The organism is Nitritalea halalkaliphila LW7 (assembly GCF_000265075.1).
GTDB lineage: Bacteria > Bacteroidota > Bacteroidia > Cytophagales > Cyclobacteriaceae > Nitritalea > Nitritalea halalkaliphila.
Genome location: NZ_AJYA01000045.1, coordinates 1 through 15,873 on the forward strand (window position 1 = coordinate 1; position 15,873 = coordinate 15,873).

Here is a 15,873-nt window from a genome sequence, read left to right on the forward strand (position 1 = left end):
TGGGGTATTCAATCCGAGTTTCCCCGGGCTATCCCCCAGTAGCAGGTAGGTTGCCATACGCGTTACGCACCCGTGCGCCACTCTCACCAAAAGCAAGCTTCTGGATCCCGTTCGACTTGCATGTATTAGGCCTGCCGCTAGCGTTCATCCTGAGCCAGGATCAAACTCTCCATTGTAAAGTGTTTGGCGTGATGCCTATAGCATCACTCGTTTTCCTGTACGCTCGACTAAAATTGACGGAAAATTTTCATTTTCCTGTACTATTAGGATGTCATTATTTCTTACAAAACCTTCAAAGAACTTTTATCACCTTTTGTGATTTAGCGTAATTTTTAAAATTACTCGTTGTTTTCGGAGTGCAAAGTTAAGATTGATTCTTTAATCTGCAAAACTTTTTTTTGATATTTTTTTTTTCTCCGCTTTTCAATCAGCTCTCTTTTGCGCGATTGAGTTTGCAAAGATGCTTGATCGCTTTTTAAAACACCAAATAAAATTTCAACTTTTTTATTTTGTCCTTTCCTTTTGTCAACTCTTTCCCCCGTTTGGGAATACAAACATAGTAGGTCGCCGATTTAAAACCAATACCAACACCAGAAAAAAATACAGCATCAGGTGTAAATAGCTGAAAATGAATTGAATTAATTTTGGTGCGGAAGCACCAAGTCCTCCACTACCTACTTACGCTTACGCTTATACAGGGGAACCGTGCTGCAGGGCTCTCCCCACATAATGGATTTTACATGCTCCTGTAAGCGGGCCACGACCTTTCCATATACATATAAAGGAAGCGTAACACTACTACAGCCCTTCACCACCAGCGGCCTGTCGGCCACCTCCTCCACTGGAAATTCAGCGAATGCGGCATCAAATAGGGCCTGCTCTAACGTATGCTGATCACCCACTACGAAAAACACGCCCGCCTCCTGCAAATAGGTCCCCACAAGCATAAATGCCCAGTGCGGAACGATGGCATCGGCAGAACAGTGCACATACACAAACTTCCCCGCATACACGGACCAGTCTTCTGCCTTTAGGGCTTCTCGGAAATCTGCCTCCTTTAAGGCCAGGCCCTGCCATAAAAAAGGTGCGAGGTCAAAACCAACCCGCTCACCGTGCTGGTAAAACTTTTCCAAATCTAAGGTATAGAGGGGGCTTTGGGCCACTCGATTCACAATCTCACTCATAGCTGAAAAGGGTTTTTCTTCGAGGCTGTAACCAAAAAAGCTTTTAAGTAGTTCGGCTCCGCATACGCGAGGTCTGCAAAGGCCTTTTGGCCGAAGGCCTCCCATGCCGCAGCTCCTAATAAACGGGCCGACTGGGTCACCCCTACGGGAATAGCCTGCGGGTGAGGAAATGCTTCCATAAACTTAGGCACAGCATCGCCCACTAAAAAAACAGGGCCCCGATCCAGATAAGGATCCAGCAAATGGGCATCCAAAATTTGCGGACGGCTCTCCTGTATAAGTTGTGGCGTAGCCCCCAGCTGCTCGATGCGCACATAGGCTTCCATGCGGCGAGCGTCCATCATCGCCATTAAAGTGCCCGCTTGGACCCCAGAAAAGACACTACGATACCCAGCCAAAGCATCCAAGGTTATCAGCGGTAAATCCAAGGCATAGCAGAGGCCCTTCGCAGTCGATAGCCCTATACGCAGGCCAGTGTAAGAACCTGGACCGTTCGCCACTGCTACTGCTTCCAGCTCGCGCTTATGGATACCCGCCTCTCGGCAGACGCGATCGATAAACGAAACGAGGACCTTCCCATGTACCTGAGGCAGGTGACTTTCTACACTGGTCAACAGGCGCCCCTGCTGATGTAAGGCCACCGAGCAGACCGGCGTAGAGGTATCTATCGCTACTATCATTTACTTGGCTGCTAATAAGGTTTTCATTTTAGGCGCATCGCCAAGGAGCTCGATGGCCTTTTTTATCTCTTCATCCTCATCCAGGGAAGCCTGCACCACCCCTTCCTGGAAGTAGTAGCGCGAAATAATTTCCTCTCGGAGGGCACGCTTCACCTCCGCCTTATGCGTCACGAGATCCTGCTCCTTGCTATGGGTCACCTTCTCTTTTAATGCCGCTAAAGTCGCCTCGATTTCTTCAAAGTACTGCTCACGCTTGGCATACTTCTCCAGATCCTCCAGCGATTTTTCCACATAAGTGGTGTAGTCGTACTCCTTATCCGCTAACCACTCCACGAACTCTTCATAAAGTGCATCGGAAACCTGAAACTCTCTTGGGCCTGCGATTTTTGGGTTTTTATGGGAAAAAGCTGTCGCAAAGTTGAAGACATGGCTGCGTGCCACAAGACTAAAGGTGATCGGCGCGAAGGTCGGAGACTCCACCTCCACGTCTGGCTCGATACCTGCTCCATCTAAGACAGTTCTTCCGTTTTTGGTTTTAAACGCTTGGCGCAAAGAATCCGGAACGCTCGCATTTTCCTCACCACGTCGGCTGTAGTCAATGGCTTGCACACAGCGGCCACTTGGAATATAATACCGGGCAGTGGTGACCTTTACCTGGGCATTATACGAGAGCGGAATGGTGGTCTGAACGAGCCCCTTTCCGAAGGTTTTGCGCCCGATCAGCACCGCACGATCATAATCTTGGAGCGCACCGGCCACGATTTCTGCCGCTGAGGCGCTTCGCTCGTTAATGAGCACCGCTAATGGGATTTCTTTATCCAAAGGTGACTTACTGGTCTTGTACACCGTGTTCACCATGTCCATTTTGCCACGCGTGCTGACACCTCGCGGCCTTTTGGCACAAATAGGTTCACGATCTCTACCGCTTCTTTCATGATGCCGCCTGGATTATCTCTTAAATCAAGCACCAAGCTGCTAATTCCCTGTTCCTTTAAGGCGACCAGGGCTCGGCGCACATCTTGTCCTGCATGGGTAGTAAAATCGGTCAACTTTATATAGCCGACCTCGTCGTTTAATTTGCCGTAATACGGCACATTATTTAAAACGATTTTTTTACGCGTCAACTCAAAGCGGAGGGTGTCTTTCCCGCGCTTGACTTCTACCTCTACAAGGGTATTCGCGGGACCTTTTAGGAGGCGGCTGATGTCTGCTGTTTCCTTATCTACGACCTTCGTAGTATCCACACGTAAAAGCTCATCCCCTATCATGAGTCCCGCTTCCTGCGCTGGCCATCCCGTATAAGGCATGATGATGATGTTCGTTCCGGTACGGTTCCCGATAAGCGCCCCCACTCCACCATACTCTCCAGTGGTCATCATGCGAAAATCATCAGAGTTTTCCTCCGGAATTAACTCCGTATAAGGGTCCAGCTCACTCAGCATGGCTTCCATACCTGCCGTAATCAGCTCCTCCGGGTCGATCTCATCCACATAATAGGAATCAAGCTCCCGAATCAGGGAAGCGAAGATATCCAGATGCTTGGCGATGGCAAATAGCCGATCGTTCTTTTGAACAAAAGAAAAAAGTAAACCCACGGCTAAGAGGCTGCTTAGCACATAGAGAGAAATACGCGTATTTTTTTTCATGCTTTGGATGCTTGTTGTGCTGCCGCACGTTCTTGAATTTGCTCGAGACAGCGCCGCATGCGCTTTTCGATGAGGGCATAGGGCTGTACCTTACGTTCCGTATAGATAAACGCGATGCGCTGGGGGATGTTGCCGGTAAGGACCTCCCCCACCTGCAGGCGATAGGCTTCCCTACAGCGGCGTTTTAACAAATTCCGTTCCACTGCACCACGGATTTTCTTTTTAGGAATGGAGAAAAGTACAGCATGTCCCTCCTGCTCTGGAGCTGGGAGGCAAATAACCTTAAAGGGATATAAAAAAAAAGAGGAACCTTTTATCAAAAAGTTCCTTTATTGATTTTTTAGCATGCAGTCGTGCCGTCTTAGGAAATGTATATGTCATTCACCTGTCTGGTTCAGCGTATGCAAGCTTACTTCTTAAGCGTTTTCTCAGAAGAAACAGTTAATTTATGTCTTCCTTTCGCTCTTCTTGACTTCAATACTCTTCTACCATTCGCAGTAGACATTCTTAATCTGAAGCCGTGCTTGTTTCTTCTCTTTCTACGAGAAGGCTGAAATGTTCTTTTCATGACGCTATGCTTTTATTATGTATCGCTCTTAATTGAATCCCCAAACGCGGTATGCCCTAAGGGATTGCAAAGATAAATCTCTTTTTTTTAATTACAAATGAGATGTTTACTTTTGTTTACCTGAAATTCACGTAAACGCTATTTTTCATGCAAGATACCACTTTCAATCCATTTGCGGATCTGATTACACTGGAAATACGCTGCCCGAATCGTGCCGCACAGTACCTAGACATCTCCTTTAGTGTAGGCGCACTGCCTGCCGGCCGCCACACCTTCCACCAAGCACTCTGGAGGCCAGGGCGTTACAGTGCTGCTCACTATGGACAGTACCTGCGTGGCATGCGCGCATTTACCCTTGGCCCTGAGGGCCAAAAACAAGAAATCAGCATCGCCAAGACCTCTAAAAACAGCTGGGAGCTGCAGCTCGAGGAGGAAAGCGACCTAATCCTGACCTATGCCTACCATGCTGCTGTTCTGGATGCGGGCAGCTGCTGGGTGGATGAAAATCTTTTTTATGTGAACTTCGCGCCGCTGCTGCTTTGGCATCCGGACCTAGAAGCGCAGCCCTACGTGGTGCAGCTGCCTACGCGTGAAGGAGAAAAAGCGGCCACCGCCCTTGAAGAAATCGATTTTGAAGGGGGGCTCTGGGAGGCGCAGCACTATCAGCAGCTGATCGACAGCCCTGTGCTCATCAGCAGAGACCTGCACAGCACCTGCTACACGGTGGGGAAACGGATTTCTACATACACCTCTACGGCCCGGAACCGCTGCTGAGCGACGAGCTACAAAGCACATTCCAAGCGTTTACAAAACGGCAGGTGCAGGATTTCGGGAGCTTTCCCGTGCCCGATTACCACTTCCTGCTCCTCCTGCTCCCCTTTCCGAAGTACCATGGTGTAGAGCATCAGGCGTCCACCGTCATCACGCTGGGACCACATCAGGAACTGCATAGCCCGGAAGGCCAAGAGCGCTTAGCAGGCATCAGCAGCCACGAGCTGTATCATGCATGGAACGTCTGCAGCATCCGCCCCGCGGCTTTGCGCCCATACCGCCTTCATCAGGAGGTCCACCTGCAGGAGGGCCTATTCTTAGAAGGCATCACCACGTATATGGGCGACTTGTACCTAAAAAAGTCCGGTTTTTTTAGCGCCGAGGCCTATTTGAACACCCTTGCGCAGCGCTTTGAGAGGCAAGGGTTTTCGGCAGGATGGCGCCATCAAAGCATCGCTCAGGCCTCCGAGGACCTGTGGCTGGACGGCTATGTGGAGGGGAGCCCGGATCGTAAGGTGAATATCTACCTCTACGGAAGCCTCTTGGCACTGGGCCTCGACCTGCTCCTCCTAGAGGCTGGGGAGAGCCTTCCTATGTTTATGCGACAGCTATGGGAGGAGTATGGAAAGCCCGAAAAAGGTTATGTGTATGCGGAGCTTCTGGCCGCGCTCCGCGCAAAGTCCCCGGAACTGCATAGCTACATCTCCACCTATATCGAACATCCCGGGCAAAATGTCATCCCGTACCTACTGCAGCAGCTCGGCAGCAGCATGGGCATTTATTTCGAAGCCGTCCCCGCGAAAGACCCTCTCCGGCGCCTCGGTATCCACTGCACGGAAGATGGACAGGTGCGCTACCTCCATCCAGACAGCGAAGGGTATACCTACCTGCGTGTCGGCGATCAGGTGCAGCTCCTTTCGGAACAAGCTCCATACGAAATCCAAGTCTCCCGCTGGGACCAAACCTTCCTCCTTCAGTTAGCTCCCGCAGATTTCTTCCCTTCTTATACCCACTTTAGCAGTACTGGAACCTATCCTTTACGGGCACTTTGGTGGGAATAAAAAGCCAAAAGACATAAAAAAGGCCCTGACAGGGCCTTTTTTATGTCACTAAAGCAGATGCTTAGTTGAAATCAGCATCCTCAAAGGTCACATTGAGCTTCAGCTCGATCACCTTCATCTCCATCGTCATCGGAAGCATAGGATTTTTAATGCTCAGGCTGTGCGGATAAATCAATCCATTTCCGATCGACTTATACTCACTGAAAGCTGTCTCCCCTACCACATCTCCAGAAGTTAGAAGCTTTAAACCAGACTCCACACTATAATACTCTTTAAAAGAGCCGGCAGAAGTAGAGACTTCCAGGACCTCCACATCCTTACCGTCTAATTTCTCCTTGCCTACATACTTCACCTCGAACCCGAAATCTTCATAAAAAAGCTCCGGAAACAAGTAGGTTTGTGTGACGATGTTCCCCATGGTTTCAGCATCCAGCTCCTGTACCTGCCCCATGGCCTCGATACGCGCCTTGCCATCGTTCACGATAGTTTTTTGCACGATGTTTCCAGCCATCTCTGTACCCTGGTAGAGGCGCTCATTTTTCACATCGGCCTTTGCCGTGATATTCAGTGTCATCCCCTGTACCTCTGTTTCCATGCGCACGAAACTAGAAGTTACGCTTTTTACAGCCTCCTCGCCTCCTACTGCAGCGATATAGGTATCGATTACGCGCTTAGCGTCCTGGTCGGCTAGCGCTAATGTTCCGCTAACCAGCAGCACCATAACTGCTACGAATAGCCGTGATACGAAATAAGAGTTGTTTGTTTTCTTCATTTTAAATTTAATTTAGATAAAGATAAAAAGAATTCCCGAAAAAGGCGTCTTCGACAGCCCCCAGCGGGAATTCTTTACACTAGTTTAATCTGCTGGCCTTTACTTTTTATCTGCCTCAGCGATTTCTACATTAAAGGCGATCGACTGAATCTTCATTTCTAAAGGCACAGGAATCATCGGGTTATTCGCGATCGTCGTCATCGGGTATTTCACTCCTTCCACATCTTCGTAGTCGCGGTAAACCATGTCCCCATTTTCTGCGCTTTCCATTTTCACCTTCAGGCCGGTAGCTACACTGTAGTAGGTCGTTTGCTTACTGCCAGTAGGTGTCATCACATCTACCTTATACGCCTCTTCACCTTCTACCTCCTTAATTCCCTCTACCGTCATCGTATATCCCAGCAACTCATAATGCAGCTCAGGAATGATAAAGCTCATCGGCTTCATGGCCTCTACCTGCTCATCCGAAAGTGCCTGCTCTTGGCCCATCTGAACCATTTTGCCATTCGCACCCTCTAAAACTACAGTCGCTAAGGTATTGCCCATCATTTTTGTGCGCTGCACAAAGAAGCTATTGTCCTCATCATGGATAGACTCAATATTTAACTTGGTCCCTTGGATTTCCGCTTCCTGAACCACCTTTGCTGAACGAATCGCAGCGGCCTTATCTGCACCACCGATCGCCGCAAGGTAATTTGCGATGATCGCCTCAGCGGTCATATCTCCTGCCGCCACCATCTCTTTTTCAGGCTCTCCCATGTTGGTAAACATGGCCACATTGCCGAAAGCACCCATACGCTCACCGAACTCGGCTGTATTTCCGACCACTGTCACATACATGTTATCTGGCTTCATGTATTTTTTCGCCGCGGCATTAATATCCTCCACCGTTAAAGCTTCCAAACGCTGCAAGTAGGCGCTGTAAAAATCTTCAGGCAAGTTATACCGCTTCGTGTTGATCGCAAAATTCGCAATCGTAGAGGGGCTCTCTAAGGAACGACCGAAAGAACTGCTAAATTGGCCTTCGCAGCCTCTAGCTCTTCCGCCGTCACTCCCTTATCGCGCATGTTACGGATTTCATAGATCATCTCATTAACGGCAGAGTCGGCCGCCACTTGCTTCACACTAGCGCTAGCAGAAAAGCGTGCTATCAGACGATCTGAGCCTAAAGAAGAGTACGCACCATAGGTATAGCCCTTATCTTCGCGTAGGTTCATGAATAGACGCGAAGAGGAGCCCCCTCCTAAAATATAATTTAAAACACGGGTGCTTAAATAATCCGGATGGTCGATGTTCATTTCCACTGGATAGGTAATATTCACCACTGCCTGTACGGAGCTCGGACGGTCCACTAATGCCACCATCGTCTCAGCAGCGCCTGTGGTTTGTCATAAGAGAACGTAGGAACATCCCCCTTTTCCCACTTGCCAAAATACTTCTCCACGACAGCCTTCGCTTCAGCGGCAGTAATGTCACCCACCACAGCCATGTAAGCGATATTCGGGCGGAAATAGGTGTTGTAATAGTTTTTAATATCGGCCACTTCGATATTTTTCAGGCTAGCCTCTGTTTGAATCTCTCCATAAGGGTGTGCATCTCCATACACCAAACGAGAGGTCAGACGCCTGAGATCGCGTTCGGATCATCTTTGGCGGCAGCTAAGCCCGTAATGGCCTGCTTTTTCAGCTTGTCCAACTCCTCCTCAGGGAAAATCGGATTATACAATACATCTGTCAAGAGCTCCAGCGCCTTATCCTGATGCTTCTTTAAAGAGGAAGCGAAAATGGAGGTGGACCCAGCAGAAATACTAGCTCCTATAAAGTCGATTTCCTCATCCAGCTGATCCTTGGTACGGTTTTTCGTGCCGCCCATCATCATCTCACCGACCATGCCGACCATGCCACTCTTGTCCCCTTCTAAAAGCGGATCACGGTCCAGCACCAGTGAAAACGTCACCCGCGGCAGTTTGTTATTTTCCACCACGAACACCTGCAAGCCGTTCGGGAGTGTAAAACTTTCTGCATTCCCGAGCTGAATTTCACGCGCGGAGCAGGGTCCGGATAGGTAGAACGATCCACCTGAGCAGTCGCTAGGCCGGTCACCAGTACGCCGGCCGCAAGTAAAATAAGTTTATTTTTCATAGCTTAATTTCTCTTCGGATTTAAAAATTAGTCTGCAGCGTTTTGATTTGCCTTCGGCAAATAATACAAGACCACACGTCCTTCCAGATTAAAGTATTCATTCGCCACGCGCTGAATATCTTCACGCGTCACTTTACGGAAATAATCCAACTCCTTATTCACGTAGTTAGCACTTCCTCGGAACACATGCGCATCGGAAAGGGCCTGAGCGATACCCGCCATAGAGCTGTTCCGGCTGACCAGATTGTTCTCCGTGATGTTTTGTAATTTCTGAAAATCCTTTTCCGAAATGCCGTTTTGCTGCACCTGCACGAGCAGCTTATCGATTTCCTTCTCTAAGTCTTCAGGCGCCACACCCATATTCGTGATACCATACATTAAAAACACCCCCCCATCCTCTAAATCGAGTGGGATAGCGGCTACCGCCAGTGCCTTTTGCTGCTTATCGACCAACTCCTTCGTCATCAGGGAGGAGTTTCCTCCAGTCAGATAAGTAGAAAGCATATCCAGCGCATAGGAATCCGGATGCGTTTTAGCGGGCAGGTTGTACGCCTGAATCACAGCCGGTATCTGGATATTATCGTAAATGATATCGCGCGTCTCGGTAGTTTTCTTCGGCTCCTTTACGGATGGACGGTAGAAATCACTCGGCCCTTTCGGGATATCCGCGAAATACAGACGCACCCACTCTTCGGTCTGCGCATAATCGATGTCACCAGCGATGGTCAGCACCGCATTATTCGGCACGTAGTACGCCTTATGAAAGTCCATAAACTCCTGGAGCTGAGCTAAATCTAAATGCTCCATAGAACCGATGACTGGCCACTGGTACGGATGCTCTAAAAAAGCGCGCTTCATCGTCTCGGGAAGAATCGTACCATAAGGACGGTTATCGTAGCTCTGACGCTTCTCTTCTTTTATAACTTCGCGCTGCGTATCCACACCGATCTGATCTATTTTAGGATGCAGCATGCGCTCCGACTCCATGTATAAAGCCGTCTTCAGGTGATGGCTCGGCACGATCTCATAATAATACGTGATGTCATTCGAGGTAAACGCATTTAAGGTCCCCCCGATGGCTTGAATTTTATTCATGTACTCCCCTCTCGGAATGTTCTCTGTTCCCTCGAAAAGTAAATGCTCGAAAAAGTGCGCAAAACCCGTACGGTCCGGCTGCTCATTCTTGGACCCCACATGATACAGCACCGAGGTAGCTACGATAGGTGTAGCATTATCCTGATGCATGATGACATGTAATCCATTATCCAGCGTAAACTCTTTAAACTGGATAGCATTTTGCGCCGATACCGCTACCGAGAGGAGCAGGCAAAGCGCTGCGGTCATGGATAGTTTTTTCATATGCTATTTAAATAATTTTGTTAATTAGTACATAAACCTTACCAAGCCTACTGCTTGTTTTCCGTTTCAGGAACCTAATATAGGAAAAAGAATGATTTCAAGAACAGTGCACCTATGAATCTGATCAGAATTACCTAAATTTAGGTAGCCCTCTCCTATAGATTACCGTTTTCGTTCTATCTTTTTTTTCGGACAAAAACAGAAAAATAGCTACACCTGTACGGAAAAGTTCATTATCGGACAGTAGCGCGTGCATTATCGGACACTCCGCCCCTGCCCGCTTTGCTTGGATTTTCCTGCCCATTTCTGTCTTAAGGACAATTTTTCCCGTATATTTATTGATTCGAAATTTCTTATCCTAAGTTTATCGCTGTTATGAAAAAAATGCTTTCCCTATCCCTCGTCTTTTTGTTGGCGAGTTACTTGGTTTTTGCCGGCCTGCCGGCCAAAGAAGACTTCCGCGAGACCCTAAACACGCATTTAGAAAAAGAAGGGCTAGCCCCTATAGCCGAAGGTGAAATCGTGGTCATCAACCTTTGGGCTACCTGGTGTGGTCCCTGCATCAAGGAAATCCCCGAGTTAAACGAGCTCGTAGAGAAATACGAGGGAAAAGCCGTACGCTTTATCGCTCTGACGAAGGAAGACCGCTCCATTTTCGATCGCTACGTCGAGCGCAAGCCGGACTTTTCCTTTTTATATGAGCATAGTTTTAATAATTTGCAAGCGCTGGAACTGATCGCAGCTCAGGACAAAAAATACCAGGGACGCGCTATTCCCCTGCATGCTATTTTAGATGCGGAGGGTAAATTAGTGGAAGTTTTTGTAGGTGCTTCTCCTGAAAACACAGCCAAAATCGCAAATTTCCTCGCTAAAAACGCCAAATAATAGACAATCGCTTCGATGTTAAGAAGACCAAGAAGAAATAGAAAGTCTGCCGTTATCCGGGAGATGGTGGAAGAGACGCGCCTTTCCACTAAGGATTTTATTTTCCCATTATTCTTAATTGATGGGATAAACCAGCAGGTGGAGGTAAATTCCATGCCCGGCATTTACCGCTATTCCCTCGATCTTATGCTACAGGAGGTGGAAACATGCATGGAACTGGGCATCCGCTCCTTTGATATCTTTCCCGCCTATCCGGATAATAAAAAAGACCGTTTCGCGACGGAAAGCCACCGTCCGGAAACCTTTTATCTGAAAGCCATCCATAGCTTAAAGCAGCGCTTTCCTGAGGCTGTCATCATGACAGATGTAGCCATGGATCCTTACAGCAGCGATGGACACGATGGCCTCGTGCAGGATGGCAAAATCTTAAATGATGAGACGCTCGAGATCTTAGGGAAGATGGCCTTAGCACAGGCGCAAGCTGGAGCAGACATCCTCGGGCCATCCGATATGATGGACGGCCGGGTAGGCTATATACGGGAGGTACTGGATGCCTCAGGTTATACAGACGTATCGATTATGTCGTACACAGCGAAATACGCCTCCGCTTTTTATGGCCCCTTCCGAGATGCCTTAGACTCAGCTCCTAAGTCAGGAGATAAAAAAACCTACCAGATGGATCCTGCGAATGCACGTGAAGCCCTGATCGAAGCAGAGTTAGACAGCAGCGAAGGGGCGGACTTCTTGATGGTAAAACCTGCACTCGCTTATTTGGACATCATTCACCTGCTGCGCGAACACACTGCGCTTCCTATAGCTGCTTATAATGTCAGCGGCGAATACGCCATGATAAAAGCAGCCGCAGAACGTGGCTGGCTGGATGGAGAGCGTGCCATGCTGGAATCACTTTTGAGCATAAAGCGGGCTGGCGCCCAAATTATCCTCAGCTATTTCGCAAAGGAGTTTGCGCTACTAACGCGCTAGTACATAAAAAAGGGGATAACCAGCATCGGTATCCCCTTTTTATTGTAAGCTATTTTTTCATAAAAGAGCTGGAAGTACTATAGCTCTTCCTCACGCTCCAGCATCAGGATGGCATGCTGTGGCACGATGAAGTATTTTTCTCCCTCGTACACCACCTCATGTGCTCCATTTAAAAGAAATAAGGCCAAATCTCCTTCTTGGGCCTGAAGCGGAATGTAACGAATACGTTCGTCACGCTCCTTCCAAGGTTCCTCCTCTTCAGCGGGAAGTGGAATCGGATACCCCGGCCCCGTTTTTATAACGTAGCCCTGCTGCACCTTTTCCTTTTCTTTCACGCCAGGTGGTAAATAAAGCCCTGTGGCGGTCTTCTCATCGGGACGGCGCAACTTAATCAGTACGCGGTCACCGACGACGATTAGACGTCTCCATTTATTTTCTGATGTTAATTGCATCGATAGCATCTTGTCTAAAGGCGGAAAAAGCGACTCTCCGAGGAAAGCCGCTTTGCATGCTACACGCGAAAGCGTGGTTTACTTTTTATCGTCGTTTACCTCTTCATAATCGACATCGGAAACACCATCACCAGCGTCACCACCTGTTTGCGCACCAGCGGCCCCTGGGTTAGGGTTCTCCGCGCCAGAAGCAGCATACATCTCTTGGGAAGCTGCCGCCCACGCTTGATTTAATGCCTCTGTAGCTGCATCTATGCCCGCTAAGTCAGCAGCAGCATGTACTTCCTTCAACTTCGTAAGGGCACCTTCGATCGCCGTTTTGTTCCCTTCCGAGAGCTTCTCGCCAAACTCTTTCAACTGCTTTTCAGTCTGGAAAATTAGGCTGTCCGCCTGGTTAAGCTTATCTACACGCTCTCTTTCCTGCTTATCCGAAGCAGCATTTGCCTCAGCTTCACGACGCATGCGTTCGATTTCCTCTTGTGATAAGCCTGAAGAAGCCTCGATCTTAATTTTCTGCTCCTTACCTGTTCCCTTATCTTTCGCAGAGACATTCAAGATACCATTCGCATCGATGTCAAACGTCACCTCGATTTGGGGCACACCCCGTGGAGCTGGAGGAATATCCGATAATTGGAAACGACCGATGGTTTTGTTATCCTTCGCCATGGAGCGCTCGCCCTGCAGCACGTGAATGTCTACCGCCGGCTGATTATCTGCAGCAGTGGAAAACACCTCGGATTTTTTCGTCGGAATCGTTGTGTTCGCTTCGATTAATTTCGTGAAGACACCTCCCATCGTTTCGATTCCTAGGGAAAGGGGAGTCACATCGAGAAGTAAAACATCCTTTACCTCTCCTGTTAATACACCCCCTTGAATCGCGGCCCCTATGGCTACTACCTCATCAGGATTTACTCCCTTAGAAGGCTTCTTGCCAAAGAACTTCTCCACCTCTTCCACGATTTTAGGGATACGCGTAGACCCTCCCACCAGGATGACCTCGTCGATATCAGAAGCAGATAAGCCAGCATCCTTTAATGCCTTCTTACATGGCTCCATAGAACGCTGCACGAGTGTATCGGATAACTGCTCGAACTTGGCGCGCGTCAGTTCCGCACGAGATGCTTAGGTCCAGTCTGGGTGGCCGTAATGTAGGGTAGGTTAATTTCAGTAGAAGAAGAGCTGGAAAGCTCAATTTTCGCTTTTTCTGCCGCCTCTTTTAGTCGCTGTAGCGCCATCGGATCTTGTTTCAGATCGATTCCTTCTTCCGCCTGGAATTCTGATGCCAACCAGTCGATGATCACCTGGTCGAAATCATCACCTCCTAAGTGCACGTCCCCGTTAGTGGAAAGTACTTCGAAAACGCCATCTCCCAGTTCTAAAATGGAGATATCAAAGGTTCCTCCACCTAAATCGTAAACAGCAACTTTAATTTCTTGATCCTTCTTATCTAAGCCATAGGCCAAAGCTGCCGCTGTAGGCTCGTTAATGATTCGCTTCACGTCCAAGCCGGCGATTTGGCCCGCCTCTTTCGTCGCTTGGCGCTCCGCATCATTAAAGTAAGCAGGAACAGTAATGACAGCTTCAGTAACTTCCTGCCCCAGGAAATCCTCCGCTGTAGATTTCATTTTTTGTAAAATCATCGCCGAAAGCTCTTGCGGCGTGTAACCACGATCGCCGATGCGTACGCTTACGGTATCATTAGCTCCTTGCTCTACCTTATAGGAAGCTTGCTTTTTCTCTGCAGAAACCTCTGAGAACTTTTTCCCCATGAAACGCTTCACAGAAGAGATGGTATTTGCAGGATTGGTTATCGCCTGGCGTTTAGCCGGATCACCTACCTTACGCTCACCATTACCATTATCTAGAAAAGCCACGATAGAGGGTGTAGTTCTTCTACCTTCGCTATTTTGGATCACTACAGGCTCATTGCCTTCCATTACGGCTACACAGGAGTTTGTAGTCCCCAAGTCTATACCAATAATTTTTCCCATGATGATGTATTTCTAATTTTTATTTGTTACAACTATCGACATTATGCCTTTAGACAATGCGTATGCCAGCCTAGTTATAGCCTGTAGAATGTGTCAGAATGGCAGCTAATGACTGACTTGGTCTGTCGAAATGCAGCTTTGCGCCCGATGAAAAGGGGATATTGTCAGCACCTATGGCCAAAAAATCAGATATTCGTCTTATTTTCGCTTTATAAAGCATATACATGACAGCTAAACTCACAGGCATCTATCTTTACCCTATAAAATCTCTTGGGGGCATCTCCGTTCCAGAAGCCTCTTTGACGATGAAAGGCTTAGCGCATGACCGGCGATGGATGCTGGTGGATGCGAATGGTATTTTTGTCACGCAGCGGACACATCCTCAGCTCGCACTTCTTCAGGCCTCACTGCATCTGGATCATTTGCGGGTGCACCGCAAAGATGATGCACAACAAGCCATTCAAATTCCTTTTCAACCCGAAAGCAAACATCTCCTTCACGTAACGATTTGGGAAGATCAGGTGCCTGCTTTAGAGGTTAGTAAAGCCATATCCCGCTGGTTTTCAGAACAGGTGAGCGAAGAAGTTAAGCTGGTGTTTATGGAAGAAAATGCCCCACGGCCACTCAAGGCTAAATATGCTGTGGCGGGAGAGCATGTCAGTTTTGCTGATGGCATGCCCTACATGATCATTGGAGAGGCCTCTTTAGCTGATCTGAACGACCGGCTAGACCAGCCCGTAGGGATGGACCGCTTCCGTCCGAATTTCACCTTTTCATCCGAGCAGCCATTCATCGAGGATAGTTGGCAAGAACTGTTTATCGGTGAGGCTCATTTTAAAGTTACGAAGCCTGTGCCCGCTGTGTTTTGATAACAGTAAATCAAGATACTGCCGAAAAGGGAAAAGAGCCTCTACGCACTTTAGCCAGCTACAGAGTCCAGAACAATCAAGTAAATTTGGCCAAAATATGTTGCTCCTGAGGGGTACTCGCGTTCAAGTAGGCGACCCCGTAAGGGGCTCATAACTCCCCTGAACCGGAAACCTCTCCAATAACGAAGCGCTTCAGGTAAAGCGCCTCATCCGGATCACGCATCAAGACATGGAGTGTATCTCCTTTTACTTCAGGTAAAAGTGCGCGCGTTAAGTGAAGATGATCCGCACCAGCAATAGGCACCTCTTGAATCGTTTTGGCATCTAAGTCTATTCGTAAAATAATCCATCGATATGTGGACAGTCCATACGATGAACGTTCCCGCGTGTCAAAGGAAGAAAAACTCGCATATAAAATATCCCGAGGATCAGCTGGATCTAAGGCAAGCCCATTCATTTGATCCGATAAGCGGGGAGGCAAATGGATCCGACTGGTAGAAACCAATTCTC

Annotated in this window: 17 protein-coding genes, 1 rRNA gene and 3 pseudogenes; 5 read left to right on the forward strand and 16 right to left on the reverse strand. The window is 48.4% G+C overall.

Annotation, left to right across the window (positions count from 1 at the left end; all coding sequences use genetic code 11):
* From A3SI_RS13245 to rpmH, 7 genes and pseudogenes are all read right to left on the reverse strand, one after another.
* Nucleotides 1-176 (reverse strand): 16S ribosomal RNA (locus A3SI_RS13245); the annotation flags it as partial.
* Between the two features lie 162 nt (nucleotides 177-338).
* Entirely contained in the window at nucleotides 339-554 is a 216-nt protein-coding gene (locus A3SI_RS13250) for a hypothetical protein (protein ID WP_009056668.1), read from the reverse strand.
* Nucleotides 555-674: 120 nt separating this feature from the next.
* Nucleotides 675-1,184 (reverse strand): DUF2480 family protein, encoded by a 510-nt coding sequence (locus A3SI_RS13255; protein WP_009056669.1) that lies wholly within the window; start codon nucleotides 1,182-1,184, stop codon nucleotides 675-677.
* Nucleotides 1,181-1,864: a tRNA (adenosine(37)-N6)-threonylcarbamoyltransferase complex dimerization subunit type 1 TsaB gene (tsaB, locus tag A3SI_RS13260; protein ID WP_009056670.1), complete on the reverse strand. Its 684-nt coding sequence runs from the start codon at nucleotides 1,862-1,864 to the stop codon at nucleotides 1,181-1,183. The genes A3SI_RS13255 and tsaB overlap by 4 nt, the downstream gene beginning before the upstream one ends.
* A pseudogene (locus A3SI_RS13265) lies at nucleotides 1,865-3,510 on the reverse strand (S41 family peptidase).
* Nucleotides 3,507-3,830: a ribonuclease P protein component gene (locus A3SI_RS13270; protein WP_009056671.1), complete on the reverse strand. Its 324-nt coding sequence runs from the start codon at nucleotides 3,828-3,830 to the stop codon at nucleotides 3,507-3,509. Before A3SI_RS13270 ends, A3SI_RS13265 begins: the two are co-directional and overlap by 4 nt.
* An 89-nt stretch (nucleotides 3,831-3,919) precedes the next feature.
* The gene (gene rpmH / locus A3SI_RS18385) at nucleotides 3,920-4,078 is read right to left on the reverse strand and encodes a 50S ribosomal protein L34 (RefSeq protein WP_009032742.1); all 159 of its coding nucleotides are present in this window, start codon (nucleotides 4,076-4,078) and stop codon (nucleotides 3,920-3,922) included.
* A 147-nt stretch (nucleotides 4,079-4,225) separates the two neighbouring features.
* On the opposite strand from rpmH, the gene A3SI_RS19380 reads away from it, so the two are divergent.
* Together A3SI_RS19380 and A3SI_RS13280 are read left to right on the forward strand one after the other, a co-directional pair.
* Nucleotides 4,226-4,852: a M61 family metallopeptidase gene (locus A3SI_RS19380; RefSeq protein ID WP_040670942.1), complete on the forward strand. Its 627-nt coding sequence runs from the start codon at nucleotides 4,226-4,228 to the stop codon at nucleotides 4,850-4,852.
* Nucleotides 4,853-4,896: 44 nt separating this feature from the next.
* Nucleotides 4,897-5,910 carry a M61 family metallopeptidase gene (locus A3SI_RS13280; RefSeq protein ID WP_040670945.1) on the forward strand — a complete coding sequence of 338 codons (1,014 nt, stop codon included), beginning with the start codon at nucleotides 4,897-4,899 and terminating at the stop codon, nucleotides 5,908-5,910.
* 61 nt (nucleotides 5,911-5,971) lie between these two features.
* On the opposite strand, the gene A3SI_RS13285 is transcribed toward A3SI_RS13280, so the two are convergent.
* The 6 genes from A3SI_RS13285 to A3SI_RS13295 all read right to left on the reverse strand — a co-directional run bounded on the left by A3SI_RS13285 (nucleotide 5,972) and on the right by A3SI_RS13295 (nucleotide 10,182).
* Nucleotides 5,972-6,682 carry a LolA-like protein gene (locus A3SI_RS13285; protein WP_050977529.1) on the reverse strand — a complete coding sequence of 237 codons (711 nt, stop codon included), beginning with the start codon at nucleotides 6,680-6,682 and terminating at the stop codon, nucleotides 5,972-5,974.
* Between the two features lie 99 nt (nucleotides 6,683-6,781).
* Nucleotides 6,782-7,621 carry a LolA-like protein gene (locus tag A3SI_RS22875; RefSeq protein WP_316929212.1) on the reverse strand — a complete coding sequence of 280 codons (840 nt, stop codon included), beginning with the start codon at nucleotides 7,619-7,621 and terminating at the stop codon, nucleotides 6,782-6,784.
* Between the two features lie 50 nt (nucleotides 7,622-7,671).
* Nucleotides 7,672-8,046 carry a M16 family metallopeptidase gene (locus A3SI_RS22880; RefSeq protein ID WP_316929213.1) on the reverse strand — a complete coding sequence of 125 codons (375 nt, stop codon included), beginning with the start codon at nucleotides 8,044-8,046 and terminating at the stop codon, nucleotides 7,672-7,674.
* Nucleotides 8,034-8,288: an insulinase family protein gene (locus tag A3SI_RS22885; protein WP_316929214.1), complete on the reverse strand. Its 255-nt coding sequence runs from the start codon at nucleotides 8,286-8,288 to the stop codon at nucleotides 8,034-8,036. Before A3SI_RS22885 ends, A3SI_RS22880 begins: the two co-directional genes overlap by 13 nt.
* An 11-nt stretch (nucleotides 8,289-8,299) precedes the next feature.
* Nucleotides 8,300-8,671 (reverse strand): insulinase family protein, encoded by a 372-nt coding sequence (locus A3SI_RS22890; protein WP_316929215.1) that lies wholly within the window; start codon nucleotides 8,669-8,671, stop codon nucleotides 8,300-8,302.
* Nucleotides 8,672-8,850: 179 nt separating this feature from the next.
* Nucleotides 8,851-10,182 carry a M16 family metallopeptidase gene (locus tag A3SI_RS13295; RefSeq protein WP_040670947.1) on the reverse strand — a complete coding sequence of 444 codons (1,332 nt, stop codon included), beginning with the start codon at nucleotides 10,180-10,182 and terminating at the stop codon, nucleotides 8,851-8,853.
* Nucleotides 10,183-10,557: 375 nt separating this feature from the next.
* Here A3SI_RS13295 and A3SI_RS17690 point away from each other — a divergent pair, with 375 nt between their 5' ends.
* Nucleotides 10,558-11,067, forward strand: a complete 510-nt coding sequence (locus A3SI_RS17690; RefSeq protein WP_050977530.1) for a TlpA family protein disulfide reductase — start codon at nucleotides 10,558-10,560, stop codon at nucleotides 11,065-11,067.
* A 15-nt stretch (nucleotides 11,068-11,082) separates the two neighbouring features.
* Entirely contained in the window at nucleotides 11,083-12,051 is a 969-nt protein-coding gene (gene hemB, locus A3SI_RS13305; RefSeq protein WP_040670949.1) for a porphobilinogen synthase, read from the forward strand.
* Between the two features lie 77 nt (nucleotides 12,052-12,128).
* On the opposite strand, the gene A3SI_RS13310 is transcribed toward hemB, so the two are convergent.
* Nucleotides 12,129-12,503 carry a co-chaperone GroES gene (locus A3SI_RS13310; protein ID WP_009056679.1) on the reverse strand — a complete coding sequence of 125 codons (375 nt, stop codon included), beginning with the start codon at nucleotides 12,501-12,503 and terminating at the stop codon, nucleotides 12,129-12,131.
* A gap of 78 nt (nucleotides 12,504-12,581) precedes the next feature.
* Nucleotides 12,582-14,494, reverse strand: a pseudogene (dnaK, locus tag A3SI_RS13315) (molecular chaperone DnaK).
* Nucleotides 14,495-14,718: 224 nt separating this feature from the next.
* On the opposite strand from dnaK, the gene A3SI_RS13320 reads away from it, so the two are divergent.
* A complete protein-coding gene (locus A3SI_RS13320; RefSeq protein WP_009056681.1) occupies nucleotides 14,719-15,363 on the forward strand; it encodes an MOSC domain-containing protein in 645 nt (214 codons plus the stop codon).
* A 148-nt stretch (nucleotides 15,364-15,511) separates the two neighbouring features.
* On the opposite strand, the pseudogene A3SI_RS13325 reads toward A3SI_RS13320, so the two are convergent.
* Nucleotides 15,512-15,873 (reverse strand): annotated as a pseudogene (locus A3SI_RS13325) (hypothetical protein); the annotation flags it as partial.